Consider the following 25060-nt stretch of genomic DNA (forward strand, 5'->3'; position numbering starts at 1 on the left):
TCTGCCATGGCGCTGCGTGTTACTCGAGCAAATGAAACCAATGACCCGCAACGGCGCATCTACTGAAGGATCTGAGCATGTCTGCATTGCTTCGAGTCTTGGGTTTGCTTGGATTGTTGCTGGCGCTCAATACCGCGCAGGCTGAAAAGCTGCGCCTGGTCGCCGACAGCTGGCCGCCGTTCGCCGATGCCAACATGCCCGGAGGTGGCCTGTCCACCATCCTCGTCACCACAGCGCTGCAGCGTGCGGGCTTTGACAGCGAGTTCGAGCAGGTGCCCTGGGCGCGGGCGCTGCTGGGGGTGGGGGAAGGGCGCTACGATGTGCTGATCAATGCCTGGTACACCGACAGCCGCGCCCAGATCGGCCAGTTCTCCACCAGCTACATGACCAACCGTATCCGCCTGCTCAAGCGCAAGGGCGATGCGCTCAGGTTCAAGGCCCTGAGCGACCTGTACCCGTATCCCATCGCCATTGTCCGTGACTATGCTTACTCGCCCGAGTTCGATGCCGACCCGCAGTTGCAGAAGATCCCGGTGCGCAGCTTTCCGGTGGCGGTGCGCATGCTGGCCGCCGGCCGGGTGGGCCTGACCCTGGAAGACGAGTACGTCGCGCGTTTTTTCCTGCAGCGCGAGTCGCGCTCGGTGCGCGAAAAGGTCGAGTTCATCGACCAGCCGCTCAGCGAGAACCCTCTGCATATCCTGGTAAGCCTGAAAAACCCGCGGCACCAGCAGATCGTCGCCGGCTTCGACCGCGCCATCGCCGAAATGAAGGCCGATGGCAGCTATGCCCGTCTGCTGCGCCACCACGGCCTCTGATCAGGCCGGGGCGTCCTTGATCAGGTGGGCGGCCAGGGTGCGCAAGGGGCCGAGCTGGCGACAGATCAGGGCCAGTTGGGTCTGCACCAGACGCTGGTTTTCCTCCAGCTCCTCGGGCATTTGTTCAAGGGCATTGGCCAGGGCTTCCTCGGCATCACTGTGAATGGCCACCGGCAGCTTGCTGGCCAGGCCCTCGGCAATCTCGTCCAGGCTGTTGGCCAGGCTCGCCCCGGCGCCGTCGATCAATTGCTCGTGGACATCGGCAGGCAGCGTGGTTTCACGGTGCGCCCCCAGGCCTGACAGGTAGCTGAGCAGGGTGTGGGAGAGCACCAGGAAACGAAAGCCCACATCCGCCTCCTTACGAAAATGCCCGGGCTCCATGAGCATGTTGGCCAGGGTCGTCGACAGCGCTGCATCGGCGTTGTGGGCATTGCGCCGGGCCAGCCGGTAGGCCAGGTCGTCGCGCTTGCCCTGGGCATACTGCTGCATGATCTGGCGCAGGTAGATGCTGTTGCAGCTCAGGGTATTGGCCAGCACCTTGTTCAGTCGGCGACCCTGCCAGTCCGGCAGGAACAGGAACACCGCAACAATGGCGATCAGGCTGCCCACCAGGGTATCGAACAGACGCGGCAGGAACAGGCCGTAGCCGTCGCCGATCTGGTTGAAGCAGAACAGCACCATCAGGGTGATGGCGGCGGTGGCCAGGGTGTAGCGGGTGGTGCGGTTGACGAAGAACACCACCCCGGCGGCCACGGCGAACAGCGACTGGATGATCGGGCTGGGGAACAGGTCGAACAACGCCCAGCCCACGGTCAGGCCAATGCCGGTACCGATGATCCGTTGCACCAGTTTGCGCCGCGTCGCCCCGTAGTTGGGCTGGCAGACGAACAGGGTGGTGAGGATGATCCAGTAACCCTGGGTCGGGTGGATCAGGTGCACCATGCCGTAGCCGATCGACAACGCCAGGGGCAGGCGCAGGGCGTGGCGAAACAGCAGTGAGGTGGGCGTCAGTTGCTGGCGCAGGCGATTCCAGACATCGGCCAGGTTACGCGGCGAGCGGTCGAGCAGGCTGCTGTCGCTGGCATCGGCCAGGTTGTCCGGGTTGCTCGCATCGCTGAGCAGGCGGTCGAGGGTCGCCAGGTTGGCCGCCAGGGCGCGCAGTGAGCGCAGCAACCCACGCCAGGCCGGATTGCTCTGCAGGCGCAGGTGTTCCAGGGAGGCGTTGAGGTCTGCCTGGGCCTGGGCGAAACCGGTGTCGTAGATGAACGGCTGGCGTAGCTGGATCGACTCGGACAGTTGCTGGCAGGCCACGCCTTGCTGGCGCAGCAGGCGTTGGCAGCGGAACAGCACGTCGCTATGGAAAAAGGCCTCGGTCAGGGCGTTGTAGGGGTAGTGCGAGGAACTGGCGCGTTCGTGGATGTCCTGGGCCAGGAAGTACAGTTTGAGGTAGCGGCTGACTTTCGAGCCTGGGCGGCCGTTGCCGACCCGGTGCAGGATGATTTCCTTGGCGGCATTGAGGGCGGCCACCACCCGGCCGTTCTGCTGGGCCAGCTCCAGGCGGCGGGCCTCGACGTCCAGCTGGCGCACCGGCTCGAACAAGGTGGCCTTGAGTTTCAGGTAGCGCCCCAGTTCGCGGAACAGCCGCGCCAGGCTCTGCTGCACCGGCTGGTTGGAAAACAGTGCCTGCCAGAGCACCGAGAGCAGGCCGTACCAGGTCGCGCCGGCCACCAGCAGCAGGGGCTCGTGCCAGAAGTCGGTGACCTCGCCGCCACGCTGGTCGACGCCGATCATGGTGTAGACCGAGAGAATCAGCGTGGCCGAGGCAATGGCGCCATAGCGCTCACCCAGGGCGCCGAGCATGGTCAGGGCGAAGCTGGCCAGGGCCAGGGCGATGACGAAGATGACCGGGTAGGGGAACAGCAACTCCACCGACAGCGCGGCGACGGTAAAGCACACCAGGGTCACGGCCAGGGCGTTGAGGCGCCCTTGCCAGCTGTCGTCGGTCTCGGCCAGGGCGCTGGCGATGATGCCGAGGAACAGCGGGATCAGCAGGCTCATCTCATCCTGGTACCAGCACAGCAACATGCTGCCGGTCAGGGCGATGAGTACGCGGATGGCATAGCTGAACTTGTCCAGGGCCCAGAGACGACGGAGCGATTGGCTGAACGAGGAAGAAGACATGGGGGTTCGGCAGACCTTGGGCGATGATCGAAATTGAGCCAGTCAGATGACAGCAGTGTTACTGCAGCCTCTGACCAGCAAAATTTGTTCCTTGATGCGCTGATTCTACCGCGAAGGTTAGACGAACTGTGCGGCCGCGTACGCCGAGGCCCAGGCCCACTGGAAGTTGAAGCCGCCCAGGTGGCCGCTGACGTCGAGCACCTCACCGACGAAGTACAGGCCGGGGCTTTTCAGCGATTCCATGGTCTTGGAAGACACTTCGCGGGTATCGACGCCGCCCAGGGTCACTTCGGCGGTGCGATAGCCCTCGGTGCCGGCCGGTACGACCTGCCAGGCGCCGAGCTTGTCGCTGACCTGGAGCAGTTCGGCCGGGGTGTACTGCTTCATCGGCTTGGAGACGAACCAGTGTTCGGCCAGCAGGTTGGCCATCTTCTTGGTGAACAGCTCGCCGAGCAGGGTCTTCAGTTCGCTGTTGGGGCGCTCGGCTTGCTGCTGTTGCAGCCAGCCCAGGGCGTCGTGTTCGGGCAGCAGGTTGATCTCGACCGTGTCGCCGGCGTCCCAGAACGAAGAAATCTGCAGGATCGCCGGGCCGCTCAGGCCGCGGTGGGTGAACAGCAGGTTTTCGCGAAAGCTGGTGCCGTTGCAGCTGGCGATGCAGTCCACCGAGGTGCCGGACAGCTCGGTGCAAATGGCTTTGAGCTGCGGGTCGGTGATGGTGAAGGGGACCAGCCCCGCACGGGTCGGCAGCAGGGTGTGACCGAACTGGCGGGCAACCTGGTAGCCGAAGCCGGTGGCGCCCAGGGTCGGGATCGACAGGCCGCCGGTAGCGATCACCAGCGACTGGCACTGGAACTGGCCGGCGCTGGTTTCCAGCAGGTAGCCGCCTTCGACCTTTTCGATCTGGTCGATGCGGGTGTCCATGCGCAACTCGGCGCCGGCGCTGTCGCATTCGTCCAGCAGCATGCCGAGGATGTCGCTGGACTTGTTATCGCAGAACAGCTGGCCAAGTTTCTTCTCGTGATAGGGCACGGCGTGCTTGCCGACCATCTCGATGAAGTCCCACTGGGTGTAGCGGGCCAGGGCCGATTTGCAGAAGTGCGGGTTCTGCGAGAGGAAGTTGCCAGGCTCGGTGTACATGTTGGTGAAGTTGCAGCGGCCACCGCCGGACATCAGGATCTTCTTTCCCGGCTTGTTGGCGTGGTCGAGCAGCAGCACCTGACGGCCGCGCCCGGCGGCGGTCAGGGCACACATCAGACCGGCGGCGCCGGCGCCAATGATGATCACTTCGGTGGAACGCACTGCAAAATCCTCTGGAACGGTGGTGAGGCTATCGCTGGCGCTGCCAGCTCCCACAGGGTACGTGTGGGAGCTGGCAGCGCCGGCGATGAGGCCGGCAAAAACAACAGGGAATCAGACGATCCGCACGCGCAACGAGCGTCCTTTGATCTTGCCGCTGTTGAGCCGCTGCAGCGCCTGTTTGGCGACCGCGCGCTCCACGGCAACAAACGCCTGGAAGTCGAAAATGGCGATCTTGCCCACCTGGGTGCCCGGCAACCCGGCGTCGCCGGTCAAGGCGCCGAGGATGTCGCCCGGGCGCAGTTTGTCCTTGCGCCCGGCAGCAATGCACAGGGTGCTCATGGTCGGCAGCAGGGGCGCACCGTTCTGCGCTTTGAGGCTGTCCAGCTGTTCCCAACGCAGCGCGGCTTTCTGAATGTCTTCGATAGCCTGGGCGCGGTGGCCTTCGGCCGGTGCCACCAGGCTGACCGCCAGGCCCTTCTCGCCGGCACGGCCGGTGCGGCCGACGCGGTGTACGTGAATCTCGGCATCGCGGGCCAGTTCGACGTTGATGACCATGTCCAGGGCATCGATATCCAGGCCGCGGGCCGCGACGTCGGTGGCCACCAGCACCGAGAGGCTGCGATTGGCGAACAGGGTCAGGACCTGGTCACGGTCGCGCTGCTCCAGGTCGCCATGCAGCGCCTGGGCGGCGATGCCCTTGGCCTGTAGGTGATCGACCAGTTCCTGGCACTGTTGCTTGGTGAAGCAGAACGCCACGCAGGACTGTGGCCGGAAATGGCCAAGCACCTTGCTCACGGCGTCCATGCGCTGCTCGGGGGCGATTTCGAAGAAGCGCTGTTCGATCTGGCTGTCGGCGTGCAGGGTCTCGACCTTCACGGTCTGCGGGTCACGCATGAAGGCCGCGGCCAGTTGCTTGATGCCGGCCGGGTAGGTGGCCGAGAACAGCAGGGTCTGACGACGTTTCGGGGTTTGTCCGATGATGTCGGCGATGGCGTCGTAGAAGCCCATGTCGAGCATGCGGTCGGCTTCGTCGAGCACCAGGGTGTTGAGCCCGTCGAGCACCAGGGTGCCTTTGCTCAGGTGCTGCTGCACGCGGCCGGGGGTGCCGACGATGATGTGCGCGCCGTGCTCCAGCGAGGCGATCTGCGGGCCGAGGGACACGCCGCCGCACAGGGTCAGGATCTTGATGTTGTCTTCGGCGCGGGCCAGGCGGCGCAGTTCCTTGGCCACCTGGTCGGCCAGCTCGCGGGTCGGGCACAGCACCAGGGCCTGGCAGCCGAAGTAACGCGGGTTGATCGGGTTGAGCAGGCCGATGCCGAAGGCGGCCGTCTTGCCGCTACCGGTCTTGGCCTGGGCGATCAGGTCCATGCCCTTGAGAATGACCGGCAGGCTCTGGGCCTGGATCGGGGTCATCTGGGCGTAGCCCAGGGCTTCCAGGTTGGCCAGCATGGCGGTGGACAGCGGCAAGGTGGCGAAGGCGGTGGCAATGGTGGTCACGAGACGGGCCTGCAAAACAAAATGTCGCGCAGTGTACCAGTCTCGTGGCCATTAGCCCTAAGGCTCGATCTCCGGTTCCGGACGAGGGGCACGCCTTCCGTCCGTACTGGACAGCTGCATGAAGATCGCCGCTGCCAGCATCGCCATCAGGCCGATGGTCAGGAAGGTCAGCTGGAAGGCGCCCAGGGTACTCTCCACCCCTTCGGCACTGCCGGCGGCGCTGAAGCCGCCGAGCAGGGCGCCGGCGCAGGCCACCCCAAGGCTCAGCGACAGTTGCGCCACCACCGACAGCAGACTGTTGCCGCTGCTGGCATTGGCATCGTCGAGGTCGATCAGGGTGACGGTGTTCATTGCCGTGAACTGCATGGAGTTTACGGCGCCCAGCAGGCCGAGCTGGAACAGCAGCAGGGCGTAGGGCGTGTGCTCGTCCACCAGCCCCAGGCTGGCCAGCAGCAGGCCGAGCAGCAGGGTGTTGCCGGTGAGGATGGTGCGGTAGCCGAAGCGCTCGATCAGCGGCCGGGCGATGGACTTGGCGAGCATCGCCGCCGCCGCCAGGGGAATCATGCTCATGCCCGCCTCGGCGGGCGAATAGCCCAGTGCTACCTGCAGCAGCAAGGGCACCAGGAACGGCAAGGCGCCGCTACCCAGGCGGGCGAACAGGTTGCCGAGGATGCCCACCGAAAAGGTCCGGGTGCGGAACAGCCGGGGCGAGAACAGTGGATTGTCGACGCTGCCCGCCCGCAGCCAGTAGGCCGCCAGGCACGCCATGCCGGCGAACAGCAGCAACATCACCCGCAGGTGCGGCAAGTGCAGTTCGCCCAGCCCTTCCATGGCGATGGTGATCAACACCATCGCCGCACCGAACAGGACAAAGCCCACCCCGTCGAAGCGTGTGCGTTCGCTGCCGCGCAGGTCCGGAATGAAGCGCCACACCGCATAGCAGCCGACCACGCCGACCGGCAGGTTGAGCAGAAAGATCCAGTGCCAGCTGAGGATCTCCACCAGCCAGCCGCCCATGGTCGGGCCGAGCAGGGGGCCGAGCAGGCCTGGGATGGTGATGAAGCTCATGATCCGGACCAGTTCCGAGCGCGGGTAGGCACGCAGCACCACCAGGCGACCGACCGGCAGCATCAACGCACCGCCCAGGCCCTGGACCACCCGCGCCGCCACCAGCATGCCGAGGCTGCTGGCCAGGGCGCACAGCAACGAGCCGAGGCTGAACAGCAGGATCGCGCCAAAGAAGATCCGCTTGGTGCCGAAGCGGTCGGCGATCCACCCGGAGGCCGGGATCAACAATGCCACGGTGAGCATGTAGGCGATGATCACCGATTGCATGCGCAGCGGGTCTTCGGCCAGGTCGCGGGCCATGGCGGGCAGGGCGGTGTTGAGGATGGTGCCGTCCAGGGACTGCATGAAGAAGGCAATGGCCACCACCCAGGGGATCCAGCGGGCGGTGACGGGGTCCAGCGGGGCGCGGATGGGCATGGTTTGTGAAATATCCTTGAGGGCCTCATCGCGGGGCAAGCCCGCTCCTACGCAGTCCACTGTAGGAGCGGGCTTGCCCCGCGATGAGGGTTATCACAATGTCAGGGTCAGGCGCTTGACCAGGGCTCCTGGTAAATGACTCGAACTGGTTTGGCGCTGACCGTAGGTGCTGGTCGACAGAATCAGCTCCCGTTCCCGGGTCAGGGCCTCCAATTGCGAGCCCAGCAGACTGTAGACGCTGTCATCGAAGCGCATGGTGCTGACCGGCGCCTGGATCTGCCCGTCCTCGACCCAGAAGGTGGCGAAGCGGGTCAGGCCGGTCATACGTGCAGCCGGCAGGTCGGAGAAGTTCAGGTACCAGAGGTTGCTGATGTAGAGGCCCGTGCCCAGGCGCGCGAGGATGTCAGCCTGCTGCAACTCGCCCGCCGCCATGCTCAGGGCGCAAGGCGACTCATGGGCATCGGCGCCGTTGGCGGCAAGTTCGAACTCGGCGGCGCTGCGGGCACAGACCAGGCGGTCGAGGCCGCGGCCCTGTTCGATCAGGCGCAGGTCGCTGCGTGGGGTGCCTTCATCGGAGAAGGCCGGGCTCAGCGAGCCACTGACCTGTTCGGCGATGCTGACGCCGGGGTGAAGGGTCGCATCGCCGGCATACAGGCGTTGCAACGGGCTGTTCTTGGTCGCCAGGGCCTGGGCAGAAAAGCCACCCCAGCAGAGCATGCCCATGATTTCATCCATCGCTGCCGGGGCCAGGTACGCGCGGTACTCGCCTGGTGCCAGGGTCTTGAGCGGGCGACCGAGGTATTCCAGCTGTTCCCGTGCCTGGCGCAGACGCAGGGCCAGGGCGTCGCTGTCCCAGTTCTGTCCGGCATAGTTGGCCTTCACCGCCTGGCCGTTGCTGTGAAACAGGCTCCAGTCGAAGTTGAAGCTGTTGGCCTGGTGCCAGCCGAAGGCGCCGAACGAGCTGGCAAAGCCACGGCAGATTGGCCCGGCAGCGTAGATGCCGACCAGGTCGAGCTGCCCGGCACCCTGCTCGATCTGCGTCAGCACCTGATCGACCGCGGGCAGCGGCTGGTCCTGCACGCTGTGGCTCTGCCAGGCGCTGTCGTTCAGGTGCAGGTAGGGATCGGCTTCCAGCAGCGGCAGGGTCTGGCGCAATTGTTCGAGCGCCTGGGTCAGGCGCAGCCGATCGACCTCGGGGTCATTGCCCAGGGTGAACTGCAGCTCGGCCTGGCGGCCATCCCTGACCAGCTTGAGGACGCAACTGGCTTGTTGCACCTCGCCGGCCTGGCGCACCTTGGCATGGTTGAAGCGAATGAAGTGCGAGTCCTCGGCGCTGTAGCCCAGGGTGAAGTGCTCCGGAGCGCGGACCTGGTCCTGCAGGCAGGCGACCAGGCGCTGGAAGCTGTGCAAAGGGGTGGCAGCCATCAGGCGTCTCCTCCGAATACGTCGATCTGGCTGAATACGCAGGCAGGCGAGGCATGGCCGACCCGCACCACCTGGTTGGGTTCGCCCTTGCCGCAGTTGGGCGTGCCCAGGACCTGGAAGGTGCTGGCGTCGCCGACGGCGCTGAGCTTGTCCCAGAAGTGTGCCGAAATGCCCCGGTAGTTGGGGTTCTTGACCACGCCCTTGAGTTCGCCGTTTTCGATCAGTTGGCCCCATTCGCAGCCGAACTGGAATTTGTTGCGTGCGTCGTCGATGGACCAGGAACGGTTGGTGCGCATCAGGATGCCGTGCTCGATGCCACCGATCAGTTGCTCCAGGCTCTGGTCGCCCGGCTCGATGTTGAGGTTGGCCATGCGATCGATGGGCGCCCGGTTCCAGCCGCAGGCGCGGCTGTTGGCGACGCCGTCCAGGCCCGAACGGAACTGCGACAGGGCGCCTCCCAGCGGGCGCAGCAGCAAGCCGTCACGGATCAAAAACTGCTTGTCGGCCTGGGTGCCGTCGTCGTCGTGGCTGTAGCTGGCCAGCTCTTCGCGCAGGGTCGGGTCGAAGGTGACATTGAGCAGCTTCGAGCCGTACTGCAAGGTGCCGAAATCGTTGGCCTTGACGAAGCTGGTACCGGCGTAGTTGCGCTCGTCACCGAGGATGCGGTCCATTTCCAGCGGATGGCCGATGGACTCGTGGATCTGCAGCATCATTTGGTCGGGCATCAGCAGCAGGTCGCGAACCCCGCTCGGGGTGTTGGGCGCCAGCAGCAGTTGCAGGGCCTGGTCGGCGACCCTGGCCCCGGCGTTCACCAGGCCGCAGCGCTCGATTACATCCATGCCGCCTTGCTGGCCGAAGTTCTCCCGGCCCAGGCTGCGGCTCTGGCTGTCCTGGCCATCGAAGGCCGTGGCCGTGAAACCGGGGTAGATGAAGCGCTGGGCCTGGCGCAGTTCGGCGCCGGCGGTGTTCAGGTAGATCTGCTCGACATTGCTGATGCCCAGGCTTGCCTGCCAGTTCACCAGGCGGCTGTCGGTGGGCACGCTGGCCGATTCGCGGGCCAGCAGGTCGAAGCAGTCGGCCAGGGAGGCCACGGGGTGTTCGAGGTTTGGTGAGCAGTAATCCATGCGTCCGCTGGCCACCGGCTGTTCGCGCAGGTCGAGCAGGGCGCAGCTGGCAATTTGCCGGGCCAGAGCCTCGGCGTGTTCCAGTGCGCGCTGCAGGCCGGCCTGGGACAGGTCGGCGGTGGCCGCATAGGCTTCAACGCCCTTGAGCCGGACCGTCAGCATCACACCTTCGTCACGCTGGAAGAACGGCGGCTCGGCGACGTTCTTGCGTACCGACAGGTGCTGCTGGGACTGCTGCACATGACGCAGGGAATAGAATTCGGCATTGCTGCGCAGGGCGGCGAAGCGCTGGCGCAGCAAGGCGGTCAACTCGAACATGCAGGAACCTCCGTGAGTACGGTGGTTCCCCCTCAGAACCACTCGTCGTGCATGCCCAGGCAGGTGTCGTCGCGGGCCTCGAGCAATGCCAGCTCATTATGGCAGCCCGGCACTTCCCAGGTCAGGAAATAACGCGCGGCCTGCAGCTTGCCCTGGTAGAAGGCCTGGTCCGCCGGATTGCCGCGGGCCAGGCCCTGCTCGGCGCGGATCGCCTGTTCCAGCCAGCGCCAACCGATCACGCAATGACCGAAGGCCTTGAGGTACAACGCCGAGTTGGCCAGGGCGCTGTTGACCCGGCCCTGGGCCAGGTCACCGAGCAGCTCCAGGGTCACGCTTTGCAGGCGAACCTGCAACTGCTCCAGCGGCATGCGCAGGGGGGCCAGGCTGCTGAACTGGCAGGCGCGCTCGCAGGCGCCGGCGATCAGGCGTACCAGCTGCTTGAGCCCGGCACCACCATTCTGCGCCAGCTTGCGACCGAGCAGGTCGAGTGACTGGATGCCGTGGGTGCCTTCATGGATAGGATTCAGGCGGTTGTCGCGGTAGTACTGCTCGACCGGGTACTCGCGGGTGTAGCCGTGGCCGCCGAGGATCTGGATCGCCAGTTCATTGGCCTTGAGGCAGAACTCCGAAGGCCAGGACTTGACGATCGGGGTGAGCAGGTCGAGCAGCTCGTGGGCCTGCTGGCGCTGGGCCTCGGTTTCGCCGCTCTGGGTGTCGTCGAACAGGCGTGCCGCATACAGGCCCAGGTCGAAGGCGCCTTCGACATAGGCTTTCTGCGCCAGCAGCATGCGCTTCACATCGCTATGGTTGATGATCGGCACGGCGGCGGTGGCCGGGTCCTTGTTGTCCGGCAGGCGTCCCTGCGGGCGTTGCCGCGCGTACTCCAGCGAGTACAGGTAGCCGGCGTAGCCAAGCATCACCGCGCCCATGCCGACGCCGATACGCGCCTCGTTCATCATCTGGAACATGCAGGCCAGGCCCTGGTGCGGCTTGCCCACCAGGTAACCGACGCACTGGCCGTTGTCGCCGAAGTTCAGCGCGGTCGAGGTGGTGCCACGCCAGCCCATCTTGTGGAACAGGCCGGCCAACAGCACGTCGTTGCGCGGACCGAGGCTGCCATCGTCGTTGACCAGGTACTTGGGCACGATGAACAGCGAAATGCCCTTCACCCCCGGTGGTGCGTCCGGCAGCTTGGCCAGGACCATGTGCACGATGTTCTCCGACAGTTCGTGGTCGCCGCCGGAAATGAAAATCTTGTTGCCGCGCAGGCGGTAGCTGCCGTCGCCCGCAGGTTCCGCGCGGGTGCGGATGTCGGCCAGCGACGAGCCGGCGTGCGGCTCGGTCAGGGCCATGGTGCCGAAGTAGCGGCCGTCGATCATCGGCTGCAGGAACAGGCGCTTTTGCTCGTCGCTGCCGAAGCTCTCGATCAGGTTGGCGGCGCCCATGGTCAGGAACGGATAGGCCGTGGTGCCGGCGTTGGCGGCCTGGAAGTGGGCGAAGCAGGCCTGGGAGAGCAGAGTAGGCAATTGCATGCCGCCGACGTCGAAGTCGCGAGTGGCGTTGAGAAAACCGGCTTCGAGGAAGGCATCGACGGCGGGCTTTACCTCGGGGATCAGGATCGCCATGCCGTTCTCATAACGCGGCTCGTGTTCGTCGTTCTTGCGGTTGTGGGGCGCGAAGTACTTTTCAGCAATGGTCCGGGCAGTGCCGAGCGCCGCGTCGAAGGTCTCGCGAGTGTGTTCGGCAAAGCGCGGGCGTTGGGTGAGGGCCTCGGCGTCGAGCACTTCGTAGAGTTCGAAGGCCAGGTTGCGGGCGCTGAGCAGGGTCTCGGGCATGGCGGCGGTCCTGTCGTTGGGATCGGTCGAGTGTAGGAACGGTATGTCGAGGTGACCAGCAAGATTGATGCAGGTGATAGCGAGGGACAGGTCGAGGCTTTGGATGTCATGCCATTGGGAAATTTCACGCAGACATCCAGGAGAGTTAGCCTTGTTCGCAGCGGGGTGAAAGATTAATCAAGTTCCTTTAGCCAAAAGGACTGCGAATGGAACGCTTATCTCCCCAGCAGTGGGTAGCTTTAGGTGAGCATGAGCGAGGTGTTGCCCGTCAGTCGGTGACTAAAGGATACGGTGAACAACGTAAGATAAGGCAGATCTACGTAGAAGCGGATGACAATTGGCAGATTAGTGGGCAGTCCTGGCACTGGCGGCCTGTGGTCGCAAATGTAGCGTACGAGTACAAGGAAGTTCATCCTTGAGGTGGAGAGAGAAGAGCCCGCAACGTCAACTTCAACTATGCTGGGCCGGCATGGATTGTTTTTATATTTTGTATTATCTGCAAGGTAGCCTTCGGCGAGGTAATGTGCCGTATCTCACTGATATAGATAATATTGTTTTGCTGGGGTATAGCCACAGCGACTTTGCCATGGTCATGGGGTTAATGGGCTTGGTCGCGCATTTCTCCGTCATCGTGACTTGTATTTTGTTCGCTGCTGGCTGGAGAGTGGGCTACTACTTGGCGATGGTGCAGATTCCATTTCGTGTTCTATTTTTGATACCTTCAATTTCCACGCTATTGATTTTGCCCAAGTTGATTGCAGACCTTATCCCTTGGTTCATGTTGGTAGTCGGCTCAGAAATAGTGAAAGGCTGGAGCTTGTGGTGGTTATTCCAAGATAAGGGCCGCAAGAGGAGTGGAACAAGTGCTTCGTGGCCTTGATCGGTAATTTGTCGGTGGATCAATCGCAGGATAAAAAAAGGAGAGCCTAGGCTCTCCTTTTTTATTCGCTAGTGACGTTAGCCGATCGTCATCAAGCTCGCGTTACCACCTGCCGCAGCAGTGTTAACGCTCAACGCACGCTCGATCACCAGGCGCTCCAGGGCAATGGAGGTGTCGCCCGAGGACAGGCCGTGCACGCCAACGATGGCGCCTGCACGCTTGGCCACCTGCTCGCACACGGCGCGCAGTTGGTCGGAGTGGCCGTGATGCAGCACTGCATCGAAGACCACCTCGTCCTTGGTCCAGTCGGCCACCAGCTGGATGCGCGCTTGCACGTCCTTTGGCAGGCGGCTGCGCAGGGTGCGGGTCAGTTCGCCTTCCGGCCATACCGCCGTGCTGCCTACGGCCAGGGCCGCAGCCAGTTGGGTCAGCAGGTCAGACTCGACCTCGGCAAGGCACAGCACATGCTCGCGCGGCAGGATGGTGTAGCTGTTGCGCTCGCCGGTCGGGCCGGCCAGCTGGCGGCTGATACCACTCTGCGACTGACGGGCGAACTGGTCGCACAGGCTGCCAAGCTCATTGAGCTGGTTGCTCGCCGCCCAGGACTTGAGGGTTTGCAGTGGCTTGGTCAGGCTGTCACGCAGGCGGGTGTCCGGTGCGTTGTCGCCGTCGGTACGCTGGAACGATTGCTCGATGGCATCGGCCGGGCGGGTCGACAGCAGGCGGTACAGGTACAGCGGGCCACCGGCTTTCGGGCCAGTGCCGGACAGGCCTTCGCCACCGAACGGCTGGACGCCGACCACAGCACCGACGATGTTGCGGTTGACGTAGACGTTACCGGCGTTGACGCTGTCGATGACCTTGGCGATGGTCTCGTCGATCCGGGTGTGCACACCCAGGGTCAGGCCATAGCCGGAGGCGTTGATCTGCTCGATCAGCTGGTCGAGGTTCTTGCGGTTGTAGCGCACGACGTGCAGTACCGGGCCGAAGATTTCGCGTTGCAGCTCGTCGAAGCTTTCCAGTTCGATCAGGGTCGGCATGACGAAGGTGCCACGCTTGATCTCCTCGCCGTCGGCGATAGCCACCTGGTACACGGTGCGGCCTTTGTCGCGCATGCCCTGGATGTGCTTGTCGATGCCGGCCTTGGCTTCGGCGTCGATCACCGGGCCGATGTCCACGGCCAGGCGCTCCGGGTTACCCAGGCGACTTTCAGCCATGGCCCCCTTGAGCATTTCGATCACGCGGTCGGCGGAGTCTTCCTGCAGGCACAGTACGCGCAGGGCGGAGCAGCGCTGGCCGGCGCTGTCGAAGGCCGAGGACACCACGTCGATGACCACTTGTTCGGTCAATGCCGAGGAGTCGACGATCATTGCGTTCTGGCCGCCGGTTTCGGCGATCAGCGGGATCGGACGGCCCTGGGCGTCCAGGCGACCGGCGATGTTGCGTTGCAGCAGGCGCGCCACTTCGGTGGAGCCGGTGAACATCACGCCTTTGACCCGGTCGTCGCCGACCAGGCGGGCACCGACGGTTTCACCGCGGCCTGGCAGCAGTTGCACCACGCCTTCCGGGATACCGGCTTCGAGCAGCAGGCGTACGGCCTGGGCCGCGACCAGTGGGGTTTGTTCGGCAGGCTTGGCCAGTACCGGGTTGCCGGCGGCCAGGGCGGCGGCAACCTGGCCGCTGAAGATCGCCAGCGGGAAGTTCCACGGGCTGATGCAAACCACCGGGCCCAGTGGGCGGTGGGCGTCGTTGCTGAAGTCGTTGCGCGCCTGCACCGCGTAGTAGCGCAGGAAGTCGACCGCTTCGCGGACTTCGGCGATGGCGTTGGCGTAGGTCTTGCCGGCTTCGCGGGCCAGCAGGCCCATCAACGGCTGGATCTCGGCTTCCATCAGGTCGGCGGCACGCTCCAGGATCGCGGCGCGTTCGGCGGGCGGGGTGGCCTGCCAGATCGGCGCGGCTTTCAGGGCGCACTGGATGGCGTTGTCGACGTCGGCAACGGTGGCTTCCTGGACGTGACCGACCACGTCACGGTGATCGGCCGGGTTCAGAACCTGCGCGGCCGCTTCGTTGCTGGAGGCGCAGCCGAGCATCGGTGCGGCTTTCCAGTCGTTGTGCGCGGTGGCCAGCAGGGCGCAGGACAGCGACGCCAGGCGATGTTCGTTGGCCATGTCGATGCCCGCCGAGTTGGCGCGTTCGCTACCGTAGAGGTCGCGTGGCATTGGAATGCGCGGATGCGGCAGGCCGCAGCTACCTTCCTGGGTGGCCATGCGCTCGATGGTTGCGACCGGGTCGGCCACCAGTTCCTGGATCGAGATCGACTGGTCGGCGATGCGGTTGACGAACGAGGTGTTGGCGCCGTTTTCCAGCAGGCGGCGAACCAGGTAGGCCAGCAGGGTTTCATGGGTGCCGACCGGGGCGTAGACGCGGCACGGGCGGTTCAGCTTGCCATCGGCAACCTTGCCTACCACTTGCTCGTACAGCGGCTCGCCCATGCCGTGCAGGCACTGGAACTCGTACTGGCCCGGGTAGTAGTTCTGACCGGCGATATGGTAAATGGCCGACAGGGTGTGGGCGTTGTGGGTGGCGAACTGCGGGTAGATGACTTCCGGTACCGACAGCAGCTTGCGGGCGCAGGCGATGTAGGACACGTCGGTGTACACCTTGCGGGTGTAGACCGGGTAGCCTTCCAGGCCTTCGACCTGGGCGCGCTTGATTTCGCTGTCCCAGTAGGCGCCTTTTACCAGGCGGATCATCAGGCGATGGCGGCTGCGGCGGGCCAGGTCGATGACGTAGTCGATGACGTACGGGCAGCGCTTCTGGTAGGCCTGGATAACGAAGCCGATGCCGTTCCAGCCGGTCAGCTGTGGCTCGAAGCACAGGCGCTCGAGCAGGTCCAGCGACAGCTCCAGACGGTCGGCTTCCTCGGCGTCGATGTTCAGGCCGATGTCGTATTGCTTGGCCAGCAGGGTCAGCGACAGCAGGCGCGGGTACAGCTCGGTCATCACGCGCTCGTACTGGGCGCGGCTGTAGCGTGGGTGCAGGGCCGACAGCTTGATCGAGATGCCCGGGCCTTCATAGATGCCGCGGCCGTGGGAGGCCTTGCCGATCGAGTGGATCGCCTGCTCGTAGGAGGCCAGGTATTTCTGTGCGTCGTGCTCGGTCAGTGCGGCTTCGCCGAGCATGTCATAGGAGTAGCGGAAGCCCTTGGCTTCGAACTTGCTGGCGTTGGCCAGGGCTTCGGCAATGGTCTCACCGGTAACGAACTGCTCGCCCATCAGGCGCATGGCCATGTCGACGCCCTTGCGGATCATCGGCTCGCCACTCTTGCCGATGATGCGGCTGAGCGAGGAGGTCAGGCCGGATTCGTTGTGGGTCGAGACCAGCTTGCCGGTCAGCAGCAGGCCCCAGGTCGCGGCGTTGACGAACAGCGACGGGCTGTTGCCCAGGTGTGGCTGCCAATTGCCGGTGCTGATCTTGTCGCGGATCAGGGCATCGCGGGTGCCCTTGTCGGGAATACGCAGCAGGGCTTCGGCCAGGCACATCAGGGCCACGCCTTCCTGGGACGACAGGGAGAACTCTTGCAGCAGGCCCTGGACAATGCCGGCGCGGCCGCCTGCACTCTTCTGGTTACGCAGTTTTTCGGCGATGCCGGCGGCCAGCTTGTTGGTGGCTTCGGCCATGGCGACCGGCAGGCGGGCCTGCTCCAGCAGCATCGGCACCACTTCCTGCTCAGGACGGCGGTAGGCGGCAGTGATCGCCGAGCGCAGGACCGACTGGGGCAGGATGCTTTCGGCGAACTCGAGGAAGCACTGGTGGGCATGGTCGCCCAGGACTTCGCCGGCTTCGTCGCCATTGATGAAAGGCTGACCGTTGAGTTCGGTCAGGGTGGCACCACCCTCGAGCTTTTCCAGGTAATTGAAGATTGCCTGCTTGATCAGCCAGTGCGGCGTGCGGTCGATGGACTGCGCAGCTGCCTTGAGTCGCTCGCGGGTCGGGTCGTCAAGTTTGACCCCAAGGGTGGTCGTCGCCATTTCTTATCCTCATTATTGCCACAGGCTGTGGCTTAAGCTGGCGCCAAGATTAGCCGTGCGCGAATTCGGGTGCAACCTAGTGCAACCCAAAAAATGTAGGAAAAAAGTGCAACTCGTCCGGTGGGTAGAACCCCACAGCAAAAATGGCTGTTTACGGTGCGTTTTCTTCTGAAAACAGGGGTTCTTGCTCCAAAAGGGAGCAAAAACCGGCTGTTACGCAAAAAAACCGACGAGGTGCAACTTGAATGCAAAAACAGGTTGCACCTAGTTTGCGTTGTTGCATAGCATTCGCGGCCTGGGTGCAACCTCCTCTGAGGCTGTCGCTACATAAAAACAAACGCCAGGGCGCAACAATGAGTGTAAGCAATCCAACCTTGATCACGTTCGTGATCTATATCGCGGCAATGGTGTTGATCGGCTTCATGGCCTATCGCTCCACCAACAACCTTTCCGATTACATCCTCGGTGGCCGCAGCCTGGGCAGCGTTGTGACCGCATTGTCGGCCGGTGCCTCGGACATGAGCGGCTGGCTGCTGATGGGCCTGCCGGGCGCCATCTATATGTCGGGTCTGTCGGAAAGCTGGATCGCCATCGGCCTGATCGTCGGTGCCTACCTGAACTGGCTGTTCGTCGCTGGCCGTCTGCGCGTGCAGACCGAGCACAACGGCGATGCCTTGACCCTGCCGGACTACTTCTCCAGCCGCTTCGAAGACAAGAGCGGTCTGCTGCGAATCATCTCCGCCGTGGTCATCCTGGTGTTCTTCACCATCTATTGCGCCTCCGGCATCGTCGCCGGGGCCCGCCTGTTCGAAAGCACCTTCGGCATGTCCTATGAGACGGCGCTGTGGGCCGGTGCGGCCGCGACCATCGCCTACACCTTCGTCGGTGGCTTCCTGGCCGTCAGCTGGACCGATACCGTCCAGGCTACCCTGATGATCTTCGCCCTGATCCTGACGCCGGTGATCGTGCTGATCGCCACGGGTGGCTTCGATACCACCTTCGCCGCCATCGAGCTGAAGGATGCGGGCAACTTCGACATGCTCAAGGGCACCACCTTCATCGGCATCATCTCGCTGATGGGCTGGGGCCTGGGCTACTTCGGCCAGCCGCACATCCTGGCGCGCTTCATGGCTGCCGACTCGGTCAAGTCGATCGCCAACGCCCGTCGCATCTCCATGACCTGGATGATCCTGTGCCTGGTCGGTACCTGCGCCGTCGGCTTCTTCGGCATCGCCTACTTCTCGGCGCATCCTGATGTCGCAGGCCCTGTCACCGAGAACCACGAGCGTGTGTTCATCGAGCTGGCCAAGATCCTGTTCAACCCATGGATCGCCGGTGTCCTGCTGTCCGCCATCCTGGCAGCCGTCATGAGTACCCTGAGCTGTCAGCTGCTGGTGTGCTCCAGCGCCCTGACCGAAGACTTCTACAAGACCTTCCTGCGTAAAGGTGCTTCGCAGTTGGAGCTGGTGTGGGTCGGTCGTGCCATGGTGCTGTTGGTTGCCGTGGTCGCGATCCTGATCGCTTCCAATCCGGAAAACCGTGTGCTGGGCCTGGTCAGCTATGCCTGGGCCGGCTTCGGCGCCGCCTTCGGTCCGGTGGTACTGATTTCGGTGCTGTGGAAAGGCATGACCCGCAACGGCGCGCTGGCCGGTATCCTGGTCGGTGCTATCACCGTGGTGGTGTGGAAGCACTTCGCCATCTGGGGTCTGTACGAGATCATCCCGGGCTTCCTCCTCGGTGCCCTGGCCATCTACTTCGTCAGTAAGGCGGGCAGCCCGTCGAGCGCAATGGTTTCGCGCTTCGAAGCTGCAGACCTGGCGTTCAAAACCGGTCATTGATCGACTGCTCCGTAGCGCCTGACAGCGGCCCGGCCTCCCCAAGAGGTCGGGCCGTTGTCGTTTCAGTCGCCTGCTCCTGACGGCAAGAGTGTGACAAGGTAAACTGCACGGTCTTGCAGGAGTTGCCATGAACTATCGTCACGCCTTCCACGCCGGCAACCACGCCGACGTCTTCAAACACCTCGTGTTGACCCGTCTCATTGCGCTGATGTCGCGCAAGGAGCAGCCATTCGCCTACCTCGATACCCATGCCGGCCTCGGCCTGTACGATTTGCAGGGCGACCAGGCAACCCGTACCGGGGAATGGCTTGAAGGGGTCGGGCGGCTCTGGGGGCGCGATGACCTGCCAGAGGTTACCGCTGACTACCTGCGCATCCTGCGCAAGATGAACCCCGATGGCGAGCTGCGCTACTACCCGGGTTCACCGGAACTGGCGCGCCGCCTGGCTCGCCAGCAGGATCGCGTGCTGTTGAACGAGAAGCACCCCGAAGACGGTCGCCTGCTCAAGGACAACATGAAGAAGGATCCTCGGGTCGCCGTGCACTTGGGCGAAGGCTGGCACGTGCCGCGGGCGCTGCTGCCGGTGCAGGAGAAGCGTGCGGTGATGCTGATCGACCCGCCCTTCGAACAGGCCGATGAGCTCAAGCGCTGCAGCCTGGCAATGAAAGAGGCCATCGGTCGCATGCGCCAGACGGTCGCGGCGATCTGGTACCCGATCAAGGATCAGCGCCAACTGGTGCGTTTCTACCAGGACCTGACCAGCACCGGCGCGCCGAAATTGCTGCGGGTGGAGTTGTATGTGCATCCCCAGGACAGTCCGCAGGGTCTCAATGGCTCGGGCCTGGCCATCGCCAACCCACCATGGGGATTGGAAGAAGAACTGCGTGAGTTGTTGCCGTGGCTGTCCCAGGTGCTGGCGCAGACTCAGGGCAGCTGGCGGATGGACTGGCTGATCGCCGAGTAACAAGGTGTGCGCAATTGTCAGTGAGAGCGGGCTTGCCCCGCGATAGCCCAATCGCAGGGCAAGCCCGCTCCCACACTTTACGTTATAATCCCGCTCTTTCTTTATCGCTCGCCCCCAAGGGGCCAGGGCGCATATTTACAGTTTGAAGAGGCTAGACCCTTGGCATTGACGATTCTTGGCCTGTCCGGCGCCCTTAGCCATGATCCTTCCGCAGCCCTGTACATCGACGGCAAGCTGATTGCCGCCGCTGAAGAAGAGCGTTTCGTGCGCGATAAACATGCAAAGAACCGCATGCCCTACGAATCGGCGAAGTTCTGCCTGGAACAGGCTGGCATCAAGCCGTCCGACGTAGACGTGGTGGCTATTCCGTTCGCCCCGATCAGCCTGTTCGGCAAGGCGCGCTGGCACTACGCCAAGCGCTACTGGTACGCCCCGGACCGCGCCCTCGACGCGATCCTGATGGGCAACCGTCGCTACAAGCGCTACCGCAAGAAGATCGTCTGGTGCCTGGAGCAACTGGGCTTCGACCCGAAAAAGGTCAAGATCGAACCGGTCGAGCACCACCTGGCCCACGCGTCCAGCGCCTATCACTGCTCGGGCTTCAAGGAAAAAACCGCGATCCTCGGCATCGATGGCAAGGGCGAGTACGCCACGACCTTCTTCGGCTACGGCGAAAACGGCAAGATCCACAAGATCAAGGAATTCTTCGATCCGGACTCCCTCGGTGGCCTGTACGGCGCGATCACCGAGTTCCTCGGCTTCGAGATGCTCGACGGCGAGTTCAAGGTCATGGGCATGGCGCCTTACGGCGATGCCAGCAAATATGACTTCTCGCGCCTGGCCAGTTTCGAAAACGGCGAGCTGGTGATCAACACCGAATACGCCAACGTCATCGGCCTGCGCCGCTACAAGGAAAAGGGCAAGGGTTTCTACTTCTCGCCGAAGCTGATCGAGTGGCTGGGTCCCAAGCGCGAAGGCGATATCGCCGACGAGCCTTACATCCACTACGCCGCCAGCATGCAGGCGCTGTTCGAGAAGATCGCCCTGCAGATGATCGACCACTATCTGGGCGACGTCCTCAAGGAAACCGGCAAGCTGGCCTTCGCCGGCGGTTGTGCGCTGAACGTCAAGCTCAACCAGAAGATCATCGCTCGCCCTGACCTCAAGGAGCTGTTCGTCCAGCCGGCCTCCGGCGACGCCGGTACCGCGGTCGGTGCAGCAGCCTATGTCTCCCACGCCCGTGGCGTGCCGGTCGAGAAGATGGAACATGTCTACCTTGGCCCTTCGTACTCCAACGAAGACGTGATCGCCGCCTGTGCCCGTCACCCGAGCCAGCCGAAATGGCGCAAGCTCGAGAACATGCCGCAGCAGATCGCCAAGATCATGGTCGACGGCAACCCGGTGGCTTGGTTCCAGGGGCGCATGGAGTTCGGTCCGCGCGCCCTGGGCGGTCGTTCGATCATCGGTTGCCCGAGCGTGGAAGGCGTTGCCGACCGCATCAACCACCAGATCAAGTTCCGCGAGCGCTGGAGGCCTTTCTGCCCGTCGATGCTCGACACCGTCGCCCCGCAGATGATCAAGATCGATCACCCGGCGCCGTTCATGACCTTCACCTTCGAAGTGGCCGAGGAGTGGAAGACCCGCGTGCCGGAAGTCGTCCACGAAGACGGTACGTCCCGGGCCCAGGTGCTCAAGCGCGAGTACAACCCGCGTTACTACGACATGATGAAGGCGCTGGAAGAGCTGACCGGCAACGGTGTGTCGCTCAACACCTCGCTCAACCGTCGTGGTGAGCCGATGATCTGCTCGCCGACCGACGCCTTGAACATGTTCTTCGGTTCGGACCTGCAGTACCTGATCATGGAAGACATCCTGGTGGTCAAGGATGGCGCGGACACCTATGACGTCCAGGGCTGAAAAACGCGTCCTGCAGTTCTGTCACGGCTATGACGGTCCGTTCCTGGACTGTGCGCGACAGTACGCCAGCCTGTTCAGTGGCAGCGGCTACAAGGTCACCACGGTGTTCCTGACCGGCGCTGCCGACCCGCAGGTGGCAGCGGGCTGCGCCTCTGATGAAGTGCTGTTCCTGGAATTCAGCTCCAAGGCCATTCGTGGTCTCAAGCTGGGGGCGATCCGTGCGTTGCGGCGGATCGTCGCCACGCGCAATTTCAGCTTCTGCATCGCTCACCGCTTCAAGCCGATCTATATCGCCTTGCTCGGCAGTCGCCTGCCGGTGATTGGTGTGCATCATGCCTTCGGTGACTACCAGCGCGGCAGCCGTCAGCTGTTCGCCAATCTGTTTCGCCAGCGCCTGAGCCTGCTCGGCGTGTCCGACGCGGTGCGGGACGACATGCGCAAGTGCCTGGTCAAATGGCCGGCCGAGCGCATCCAGACCCTCTACAACCGTATCGACATCGAGGCCCTGCAGGCCATCCAGGTGCCCGCCGCCCAGGCGCGCCAAGCCCTGGGTCTGGATCCGCAGGCCTGGATCGTCGGCAACGTCGGTCGCCTGCACCCGGACAAGGATCAGGCCACCCTGCTGCGCGGCTTTGCCAAGGCGCTGCCGCATTTGCCGGCCGGTGCCCGCCTGGCGATCCTCGGCAAGGGGCGCCTGGAGCAGACGCTCAAGGCCCAGGCCACCGAACTCGGGATTGCCGGGCAGGTGGATTTCCTCGGCCAGGTGCCGGATGCCCGCCGCTACTTTCGCGCCTTCGATGCCTTCGCCTTGAGTTCCGATCACGAGCCGTTCGGCATGGTCCTGCTCGAAGCCATGGTTGCTGGCGTACCGCTGGTGGCCACGGCCTGTGGCGGCGCCATCGAGGTGGTCGAGGGTGTTGGCATCCTGTTCCCGCTGGGCGATGCCGAACGTCTGGGCCAGGGGCTGCAACACCTGGCCGCACTGGACCTGGGGCAACGCGAGGTCTGTGCCGAGCGCATGCTCGTGCGCCTGCACGAGCGTTTTTCCGATGTCGCGGTGCGCGAGGCCTTCTGGCAACTGCCGCACGTTCGCGCCCTGACAGCGGAGGCCTGATGCTCAATCATCTTCAAGGCTGGCGCGAGCGCGGCTGGACTGTGATCGATGCCGCTACCTATGCCCAGGCCTGGCAGCGTTTCGGTGGCAGTGTCGCCACACACCCCCTGGTGATTGAACAGCTGGCCGATCTGGCGCAGATCCCGGTGCGTTACCTGGGCTGGGAGCACAACGGTGAGCTCAAGGCCGCGATACCGACCTGGGGGCGCTACCTGGCGCTGTCCAAGGAAGTGCTCAAGCGCCAGGGCAAGAAGGGCCTGTATGACCTGGGCAATGCCGAGTTCATTCTGCCGGCCGCTGCCGATGCCCAGGCCCCGTTGCGCCATGCAGGTCGCTATCTGTCGGAGCTTAACCAGGGGCGCTTTGCCAACCTCAAGCTGCAGACAGAGTCGTTGGCCATGGCACGCACGCCTGAGGACCTGTCGAAGAAGTTTCGCTACAACCAGCGCCGTGAACTGCGCCTGCTCGAAGAGGCAGGCGGTCAGGTGCGGCCAGTTACGGATTTCACCAGTGGTGAACTGGCGGCGATCTACTGTGACCTGTTCAAGCGCCGCTGGGAATTTCCGGCTACTGGTGCCGAACGCATGGGTGAAGTGCTCGAGCGACTGCGCAGTCTGCTGATCGGTTCGGTGCTGTTTCTCGAGGATGCGCCGATCGCCATTCAACTGGTGTATCGGGTCGAGGCCCCGCAGTGGATCAGCGTCGAGTACATCAATGGGGGCGTCGATCCGCAAACCAAGGCATTCAGTCCCGGTAGCGTGTTGAGCTTCCTCAATACCCAGGCGGCCTGGGAGGATGCCCGGGCGCTGGACAAGCCGCTGCGCTTCTCCTTCGGTCGCGCCGATCGCGAGTACAAGGATCGGTGGTGCAACCCTGTGCCGGTGTTTCAGGTGTGAGCCGCAAGCAGCAGTTGCTCAAGCGGCACCGGCGCAACAAGCGGCTGGGGCTGCTGTTCGGCCTGGGCGTGCTGCTGGGGCTGGGTATTTTCGTCCAGTGGTGGCTGCCGCTGGTGCTCGTGCCGCTGCTGTGGGTGGCCCATGAAGCCTGGTTTGCCGACCATCTGTTCTATTCGCCTGGCGAAGACTATCAGTACCGCTTTCCCGCCGACTGCCAGGCGCAGCCGGTAAAGCTGGTCGATGGTGTGGTGCAGGTGCAGGCGCCCTTGCAGCTTGCCGGCGACGAAACCCTGCTCCTGCAACTTCGCCTGAAAAGCGGCTGGCTGGGGCGCTTTCTCGACCCAGCGGTGCTGCTGGGCGACGATTGCCAGACCTTTGAGCGCGGTGTGGCAGGCGTGCGCTATCTGAACCTGACAGGCCAGGCGCAAGCGCTCGCTGCCGGGCGTCTGCGCCTGCGGGGTCGTTTCTGCCGCCTGGCCGGTGACGGGCAGCTCTGGGTCGTGCCTGGCAGCGACCTGCGCCAGCAGCGGGTGATGGTGATTGCTCCCCATGCCGACGATGCCGAGCTGGCCGCCTTCGGGCTCTACAGCCAGGCCAGGGAAACCTGGGTGGTTACCCTGACCGCCGGCGAAATCGAGGCCGAGCACTACCATCGAATGGGGCTGGAAAAAGCCGAGGCTGCTCGTCTCAAGGGGCGTCTGCGCGCCTGGGACAGTATTGCCGTGCCACGCTGGGCCGGTGTTCCAGAAGTCCATTGTGTGCAACTGGGCTATTTCTGCCTGCAGTTGCCGGCCATGCAGGCCGCGCCGGATCAAGCGATCGGCTCCCGGGAGGCCGACATGGCCGATACCCGCGTGTTCCGCCAGTTCAACCCGTTCGGCCTGCCGGGCGATGCCGATGGCGCACCGACCTGGAGCAACCTGCTGGCCGACCTGCGTGAATTGCTGCTCAAGGCGCGTCCCCAGGTGCTGGTGATGCCTCACCCGACACTCGATCCGCACCCGGACCATATCTGCGCCCAGGCCGCTGTGCTCGAGGCCTTGCAGGGGCTGGAGTGGCAGCCACAGACCTTGCTGGGGTATGCCAATCACCTGCACGACAACGACCGCTGGCCGATGGGCGATAGCGGCACCGGTGTTGCCTTGCCGCCGCAGATGGAAGCCGGGCAGGGCTGGGCGCCCTACAGCCTGACGCTGGACCTGCCGACTCAGCGCGACAAGGCCATGGCCCTGGGCATGATGCATGACCTGCAGCCGCCGGCGCCGTTCAAGCGGCGCGTGCGCCGCCTGCTGCAACGCTGGCTGGCCGGACGGCGCGCTTCGCCCTATGGCGAGAACGAGTTCTTCCGCAAGGCTGTGCGTCGACATGAATTGTTCTGGCGCCGGGATCTCTGATCCGCGCCGAGACTGTAAGCGGCCAGGCAAGCGCCGCAAGGAAAACA

The 25060-nt window shown here is 64.0% G+C and carries 16 protein-coding genes; 8 read left to right on the top strand and 8 right to left on the bottom strand.

Annotated features, from left to right (window positions below; translation table 11 throughout):
* The first annotated feature begins 77 nt into the window (after positions 1-77).
* On the top strand, positions 78-815 hold the full coding sequence (locus ACIQUS_RS02705; RefSeq protein WP_403042525.1) for a substrate-binding periplasmic protein: 738 nt from the start codon (positions 78-80) through the stop codon (positions 813-815).
* Here the strand turns inward: ACIQUS_RS02705 and yccS are convergent, their stop codons facing one another.
* From yccS to ACIQUS_RS02740, 7 genes are all read right to left on the bottom strand, one after another.
* Entirely contained in the window at positions 816-2996 is a 2181-nt protein-coding gene (gene yccS, locus ACIQUS_RS02710) for a YccS family putative transporter (RefSeq protein WP_403042527.1), read from the bottom strand.
* A gap of 117 nt (positions 2997-3113) precedes the next feature.
* A complete protein-coding gene (locus ACIQUS_RS02715) occupies positions 3114-4295 on the bottom strand; it encodes an NAD(P)/FAD-dependent oxidoreductase (protein WP_403042529.1) in 1182 nt (393 codons plus the stop codon).
* Positions 4296-4406: 111 nt separating this feature from the next.
* Positions 4407-5744: an ATP-dependent RNA helicase DbpA gene (gene dbpA / locus ACIQUS_RS02720; protein WP_403043044.1), complete on the bottom strand. Its 1338-nt coding sequence runs from the start codon at positions 5742-5744 to the stop codon at positions 4407-4409.
* Positions 5745-5849: 105 nt separating this feature from the next.
* Positions 5850-7277 carry a multidrug transporter subunit MdtD gene (mdtD, locus tag ACIQUS_RS02725; protein WP_403042532.1) on the bottom strand — a complete coding sequence of 476 codons (1428 nt, stop codon included), beginning with the start codon at positions 7275-7277 and terminating at the stop codon, positions 5850-5852.
* Positions 7278-7370: 93 nt separating this feature from the next.
* Positions 7371-8702: a TldD/PmbA family protein gene (locus ACIQUS_RS02730; RefSeq protein WP_403042535.1), complete on the bottom strand. Its 1332-nt coding sequence runs from the start codon at positions 8700-8702 to the stop codon at positions 7371-7373.
* Complete coding sequence (locus ACIQUS_RS02735; protein WP_403042537.1) at positions 8702-10144, bottom strand: TldD/PmbA family protein; 1443 nt, start codon at positions 10142-10144, stop codon at positions 8702-8704. The genes ACIQUS_RS02730 and ACIQUS_RS02735 overlap by 1 nt, the downstream gene beginning before the upstream one ends.
* A 32-nt stretch (positions 10145-10176) precedes the next feature.
* Positions 10177-11979, bottom strand: coding sequence for an acyl-CoA dehydrogenase (locus tag ACIQUS_RS02740; RefSeq protein ID WP_403042540.1), 1803 nt, complete (start codon positions 11977-11979; stop codon positions 10177-10179).
* Positions 11980-12448: 469 nt separating this feature from the next.
* Here ACIQUS_RS02740 and ACIQUS_RS02745 point away from each other — a divergent pair, with 469 nt between their 5' ends.
* On the top strand, positions 12449-12859 hold the full coding sequence (locus tag ACIQUS_RS02745; protein WP_403042543.1) for a hypothetical protein: 411 nt from the start codon (positions 12449-12451) through the stop codon (positions 12857-12859).
* 77 nt (positions 12860-12936) lie between these two features.
* On the opposite strand, the gene putA is transcribed toward ACIQUS_RS02745, so the two are convergent.
* Positions 12937-16890 (bottom strand): trifunctional transcriptional regulator/proline dehydrogenase/L-glutamate gamma-semialdehyde dehydrogenase, encoded by a 3954-nt coding sequence (putA, locus tag ACIQUS_RS02750; RefSeq protein WP_403042545.1) that lies wholly within the window; start codon positions 16888-16890, stop codon positions 12937-12939.
* A 353-nt stretch (positions 16891-17243) separates the two neighbouring features.
* On the opposite strand from putA, the gene putP reads away from it, so the two are divergent.
* From putP to ACIQUS_RS02780, 6 genes are all read left to right on the top strand, one after another.
* Positions 17244-18728 (top strand): sodium/proline symporter PutP, encoded by a 1485-nt coding sequence (gene putP / locus ACIQUS_RS02755; RefSeq protein ID WP_403042547.1) that lies wholly within the window; start codon positions 17244-17246, stop codon positions 18726-18728.
* 127 nt (positions 18729-18855) lie between these two features.
* A complete protein-coding gene (locus ACIQUS_RS02760) occupies positions 18856-19692 on the top strand; it encodes a 23S rRNA (adenine(2030)-N(6))-methyltransferase RlmJ (RefSeq protein ID WP_403042550.1) in 837 nt (278 codons plus the stop codon).
* A gap of 159 nt (positions 19693-19851) precedes the next feature.
* Positions 19852-21609 carry a carbamoyltransferase gene (locus ACIQUS_RS02765; protein WP_403042553.1) on the top strand — a complete coding sequence of 586 codons (1758 nt, stop codon included), beginning with the start codon at positions 19852-19854 and terminating at the stop codon, positions 21607-21609.
* Entirely contained in the window at positions 21593-22723 is a 1131-nt protein-coding gene (locus tag ACIQUS_RS02770) for a glycosyltransferase (RefSeq protein WP_403042555.1), read from the top strand. The genes ACIQUS_RS02765 and ACIQUS_RS02770 overlap by 17 nt, the downstream gene beginning before the upstream one ends.
* Positions 22723-23619: an antimicrobial resistance protein Mig-14 gene (locus ACIQUS_RS02775; protein WP_403042558.1), complete on the top strand. Its 897-nt coding sequence runs from the start codon at positions 22723-22725 to the stop codon at positions 23617-23619. The genes ACIQUS_RS02770 and ACIQUS_RS02775 overlap by 1 nt, the downstream gene beginning before the upstream one ends.
* Positions 23616-25013 (top strand): PIG-L deacetylase family protein, encoded by a 1398-nt coding sequence (locus tag ACIQUS_RS02780; protein ID WP_403042561.1) that lies wholly within the window; start codon positions 23616-23618, stop codon positions 25011-25013. Before ACIQUS_RS02775 ends, ACIQUS_RS02780 begins: the two co-directional genes overlap by 4 nt.
* Positions 25014-25060: the final 47 nt, after the last annotated feature.

This window comes from Pseudomonas sp. NPDC090755, from assembly GCF_044769005.1.
In the GTDB taxonomy this organism is placed as follows: Bacteria; Pseudomonadota; Gammaproteobacteria; order Pseudomonadales; family Pseudomonadaceae; genus Aquipseudomonas.

Bases quoted from the DNA above. Each gene is read 5' to 3' on its own strand.
- yccS (WP_403042527.1), bottom strand. From the start codon at position 2,996: ATGTCTTCTTCCTCGTTCAGCCAATCGCTCCGTCGTCTCTGGGCCCTG.
- dbpA (WP_403043044.1), bottom strand. From the start codon at position 5,744: ATGCTGGCCAACCTGGAAGCCCTGGGCTACGCCCAGATGACCCCGATC.
- ACIQUS_RS02730 (WP_403042535.1), bottom strand. From the start codon at position 8,702: ATGGCTGCCACCCCTTTGCACAGCTTCCAGCGCCTGGTCGCCTGCCTG.
- ACIQUS_RS02770 (WP_403042555.1), top strand. From the start codon at position 21,593: ATGACGTCCAGGGCTGAAAAACGCGTCCTGCAGTTCTGTCACGGCTAT.
- ACIQUS_RS02705 (WP_403042525.1), top strand. From the start codon at position 78: ATGTCTGCATTGCTTCGAGTCTTGGGTTTGCTTGGATTGTTGCTGGCG.
- ACIQUS_RS02760 (WP_403042550.1), top strand. From the start codon at position 18,856: ATGAACTATCGTCACGCCTTCCACGCCGGCAACCACGCCGACGTCTTC.
- mdtD (WP_403042532.1), bottom strand. From the start codon at position 7,277: ATGCCCATCCGCGCCCCGCTGGACCCCGTCACCGCCCGCTGGATCCCC.
- ACIQUS_RS02775 (WP_403042558.1), top strand. From the start codon at position 22,723: ATGCTCAATCATCTTCAAGGCTGGCGCGAGCGCGGCTGGACTGTGATC.
- ACIQUS_RS02745 (WP_403042543.1), top strand. From the start codon at position 12,449: ATGGATTGTTTTTATATTTTGTATTATCTGCAAGGTAGCCTTCGGCGA.
- putA (WP_403042545.1), bottom strand. From the start codon at position 16,890: ATGGCGACGACCACCCTTGGGGTCAAACTTGACGACCCGACCCGCGAG.
- putP (WP_403042547.1), top strand. From the start codon at position 17,244: ATGAGTGTAAGCAATCCAACCTTGATCACGTTCGTGATCTATATCGCG.
- ACIQUS_RS02735 (WP_403042537.1), bottom strand. From the start codon at position 10,144: ATGTTCGAGTTGACCGCCTTGCTGCGCCAGCGCTTCGCCGCCCTGCGC.
- ACIQUS_RS02740 (WP_403042540.1), bottom strand. From the start codon at position 11,979: ATGCCCGAGACCCTGCTCAGCGCCCGCAACCTGGCCTTCGAACTCTAC.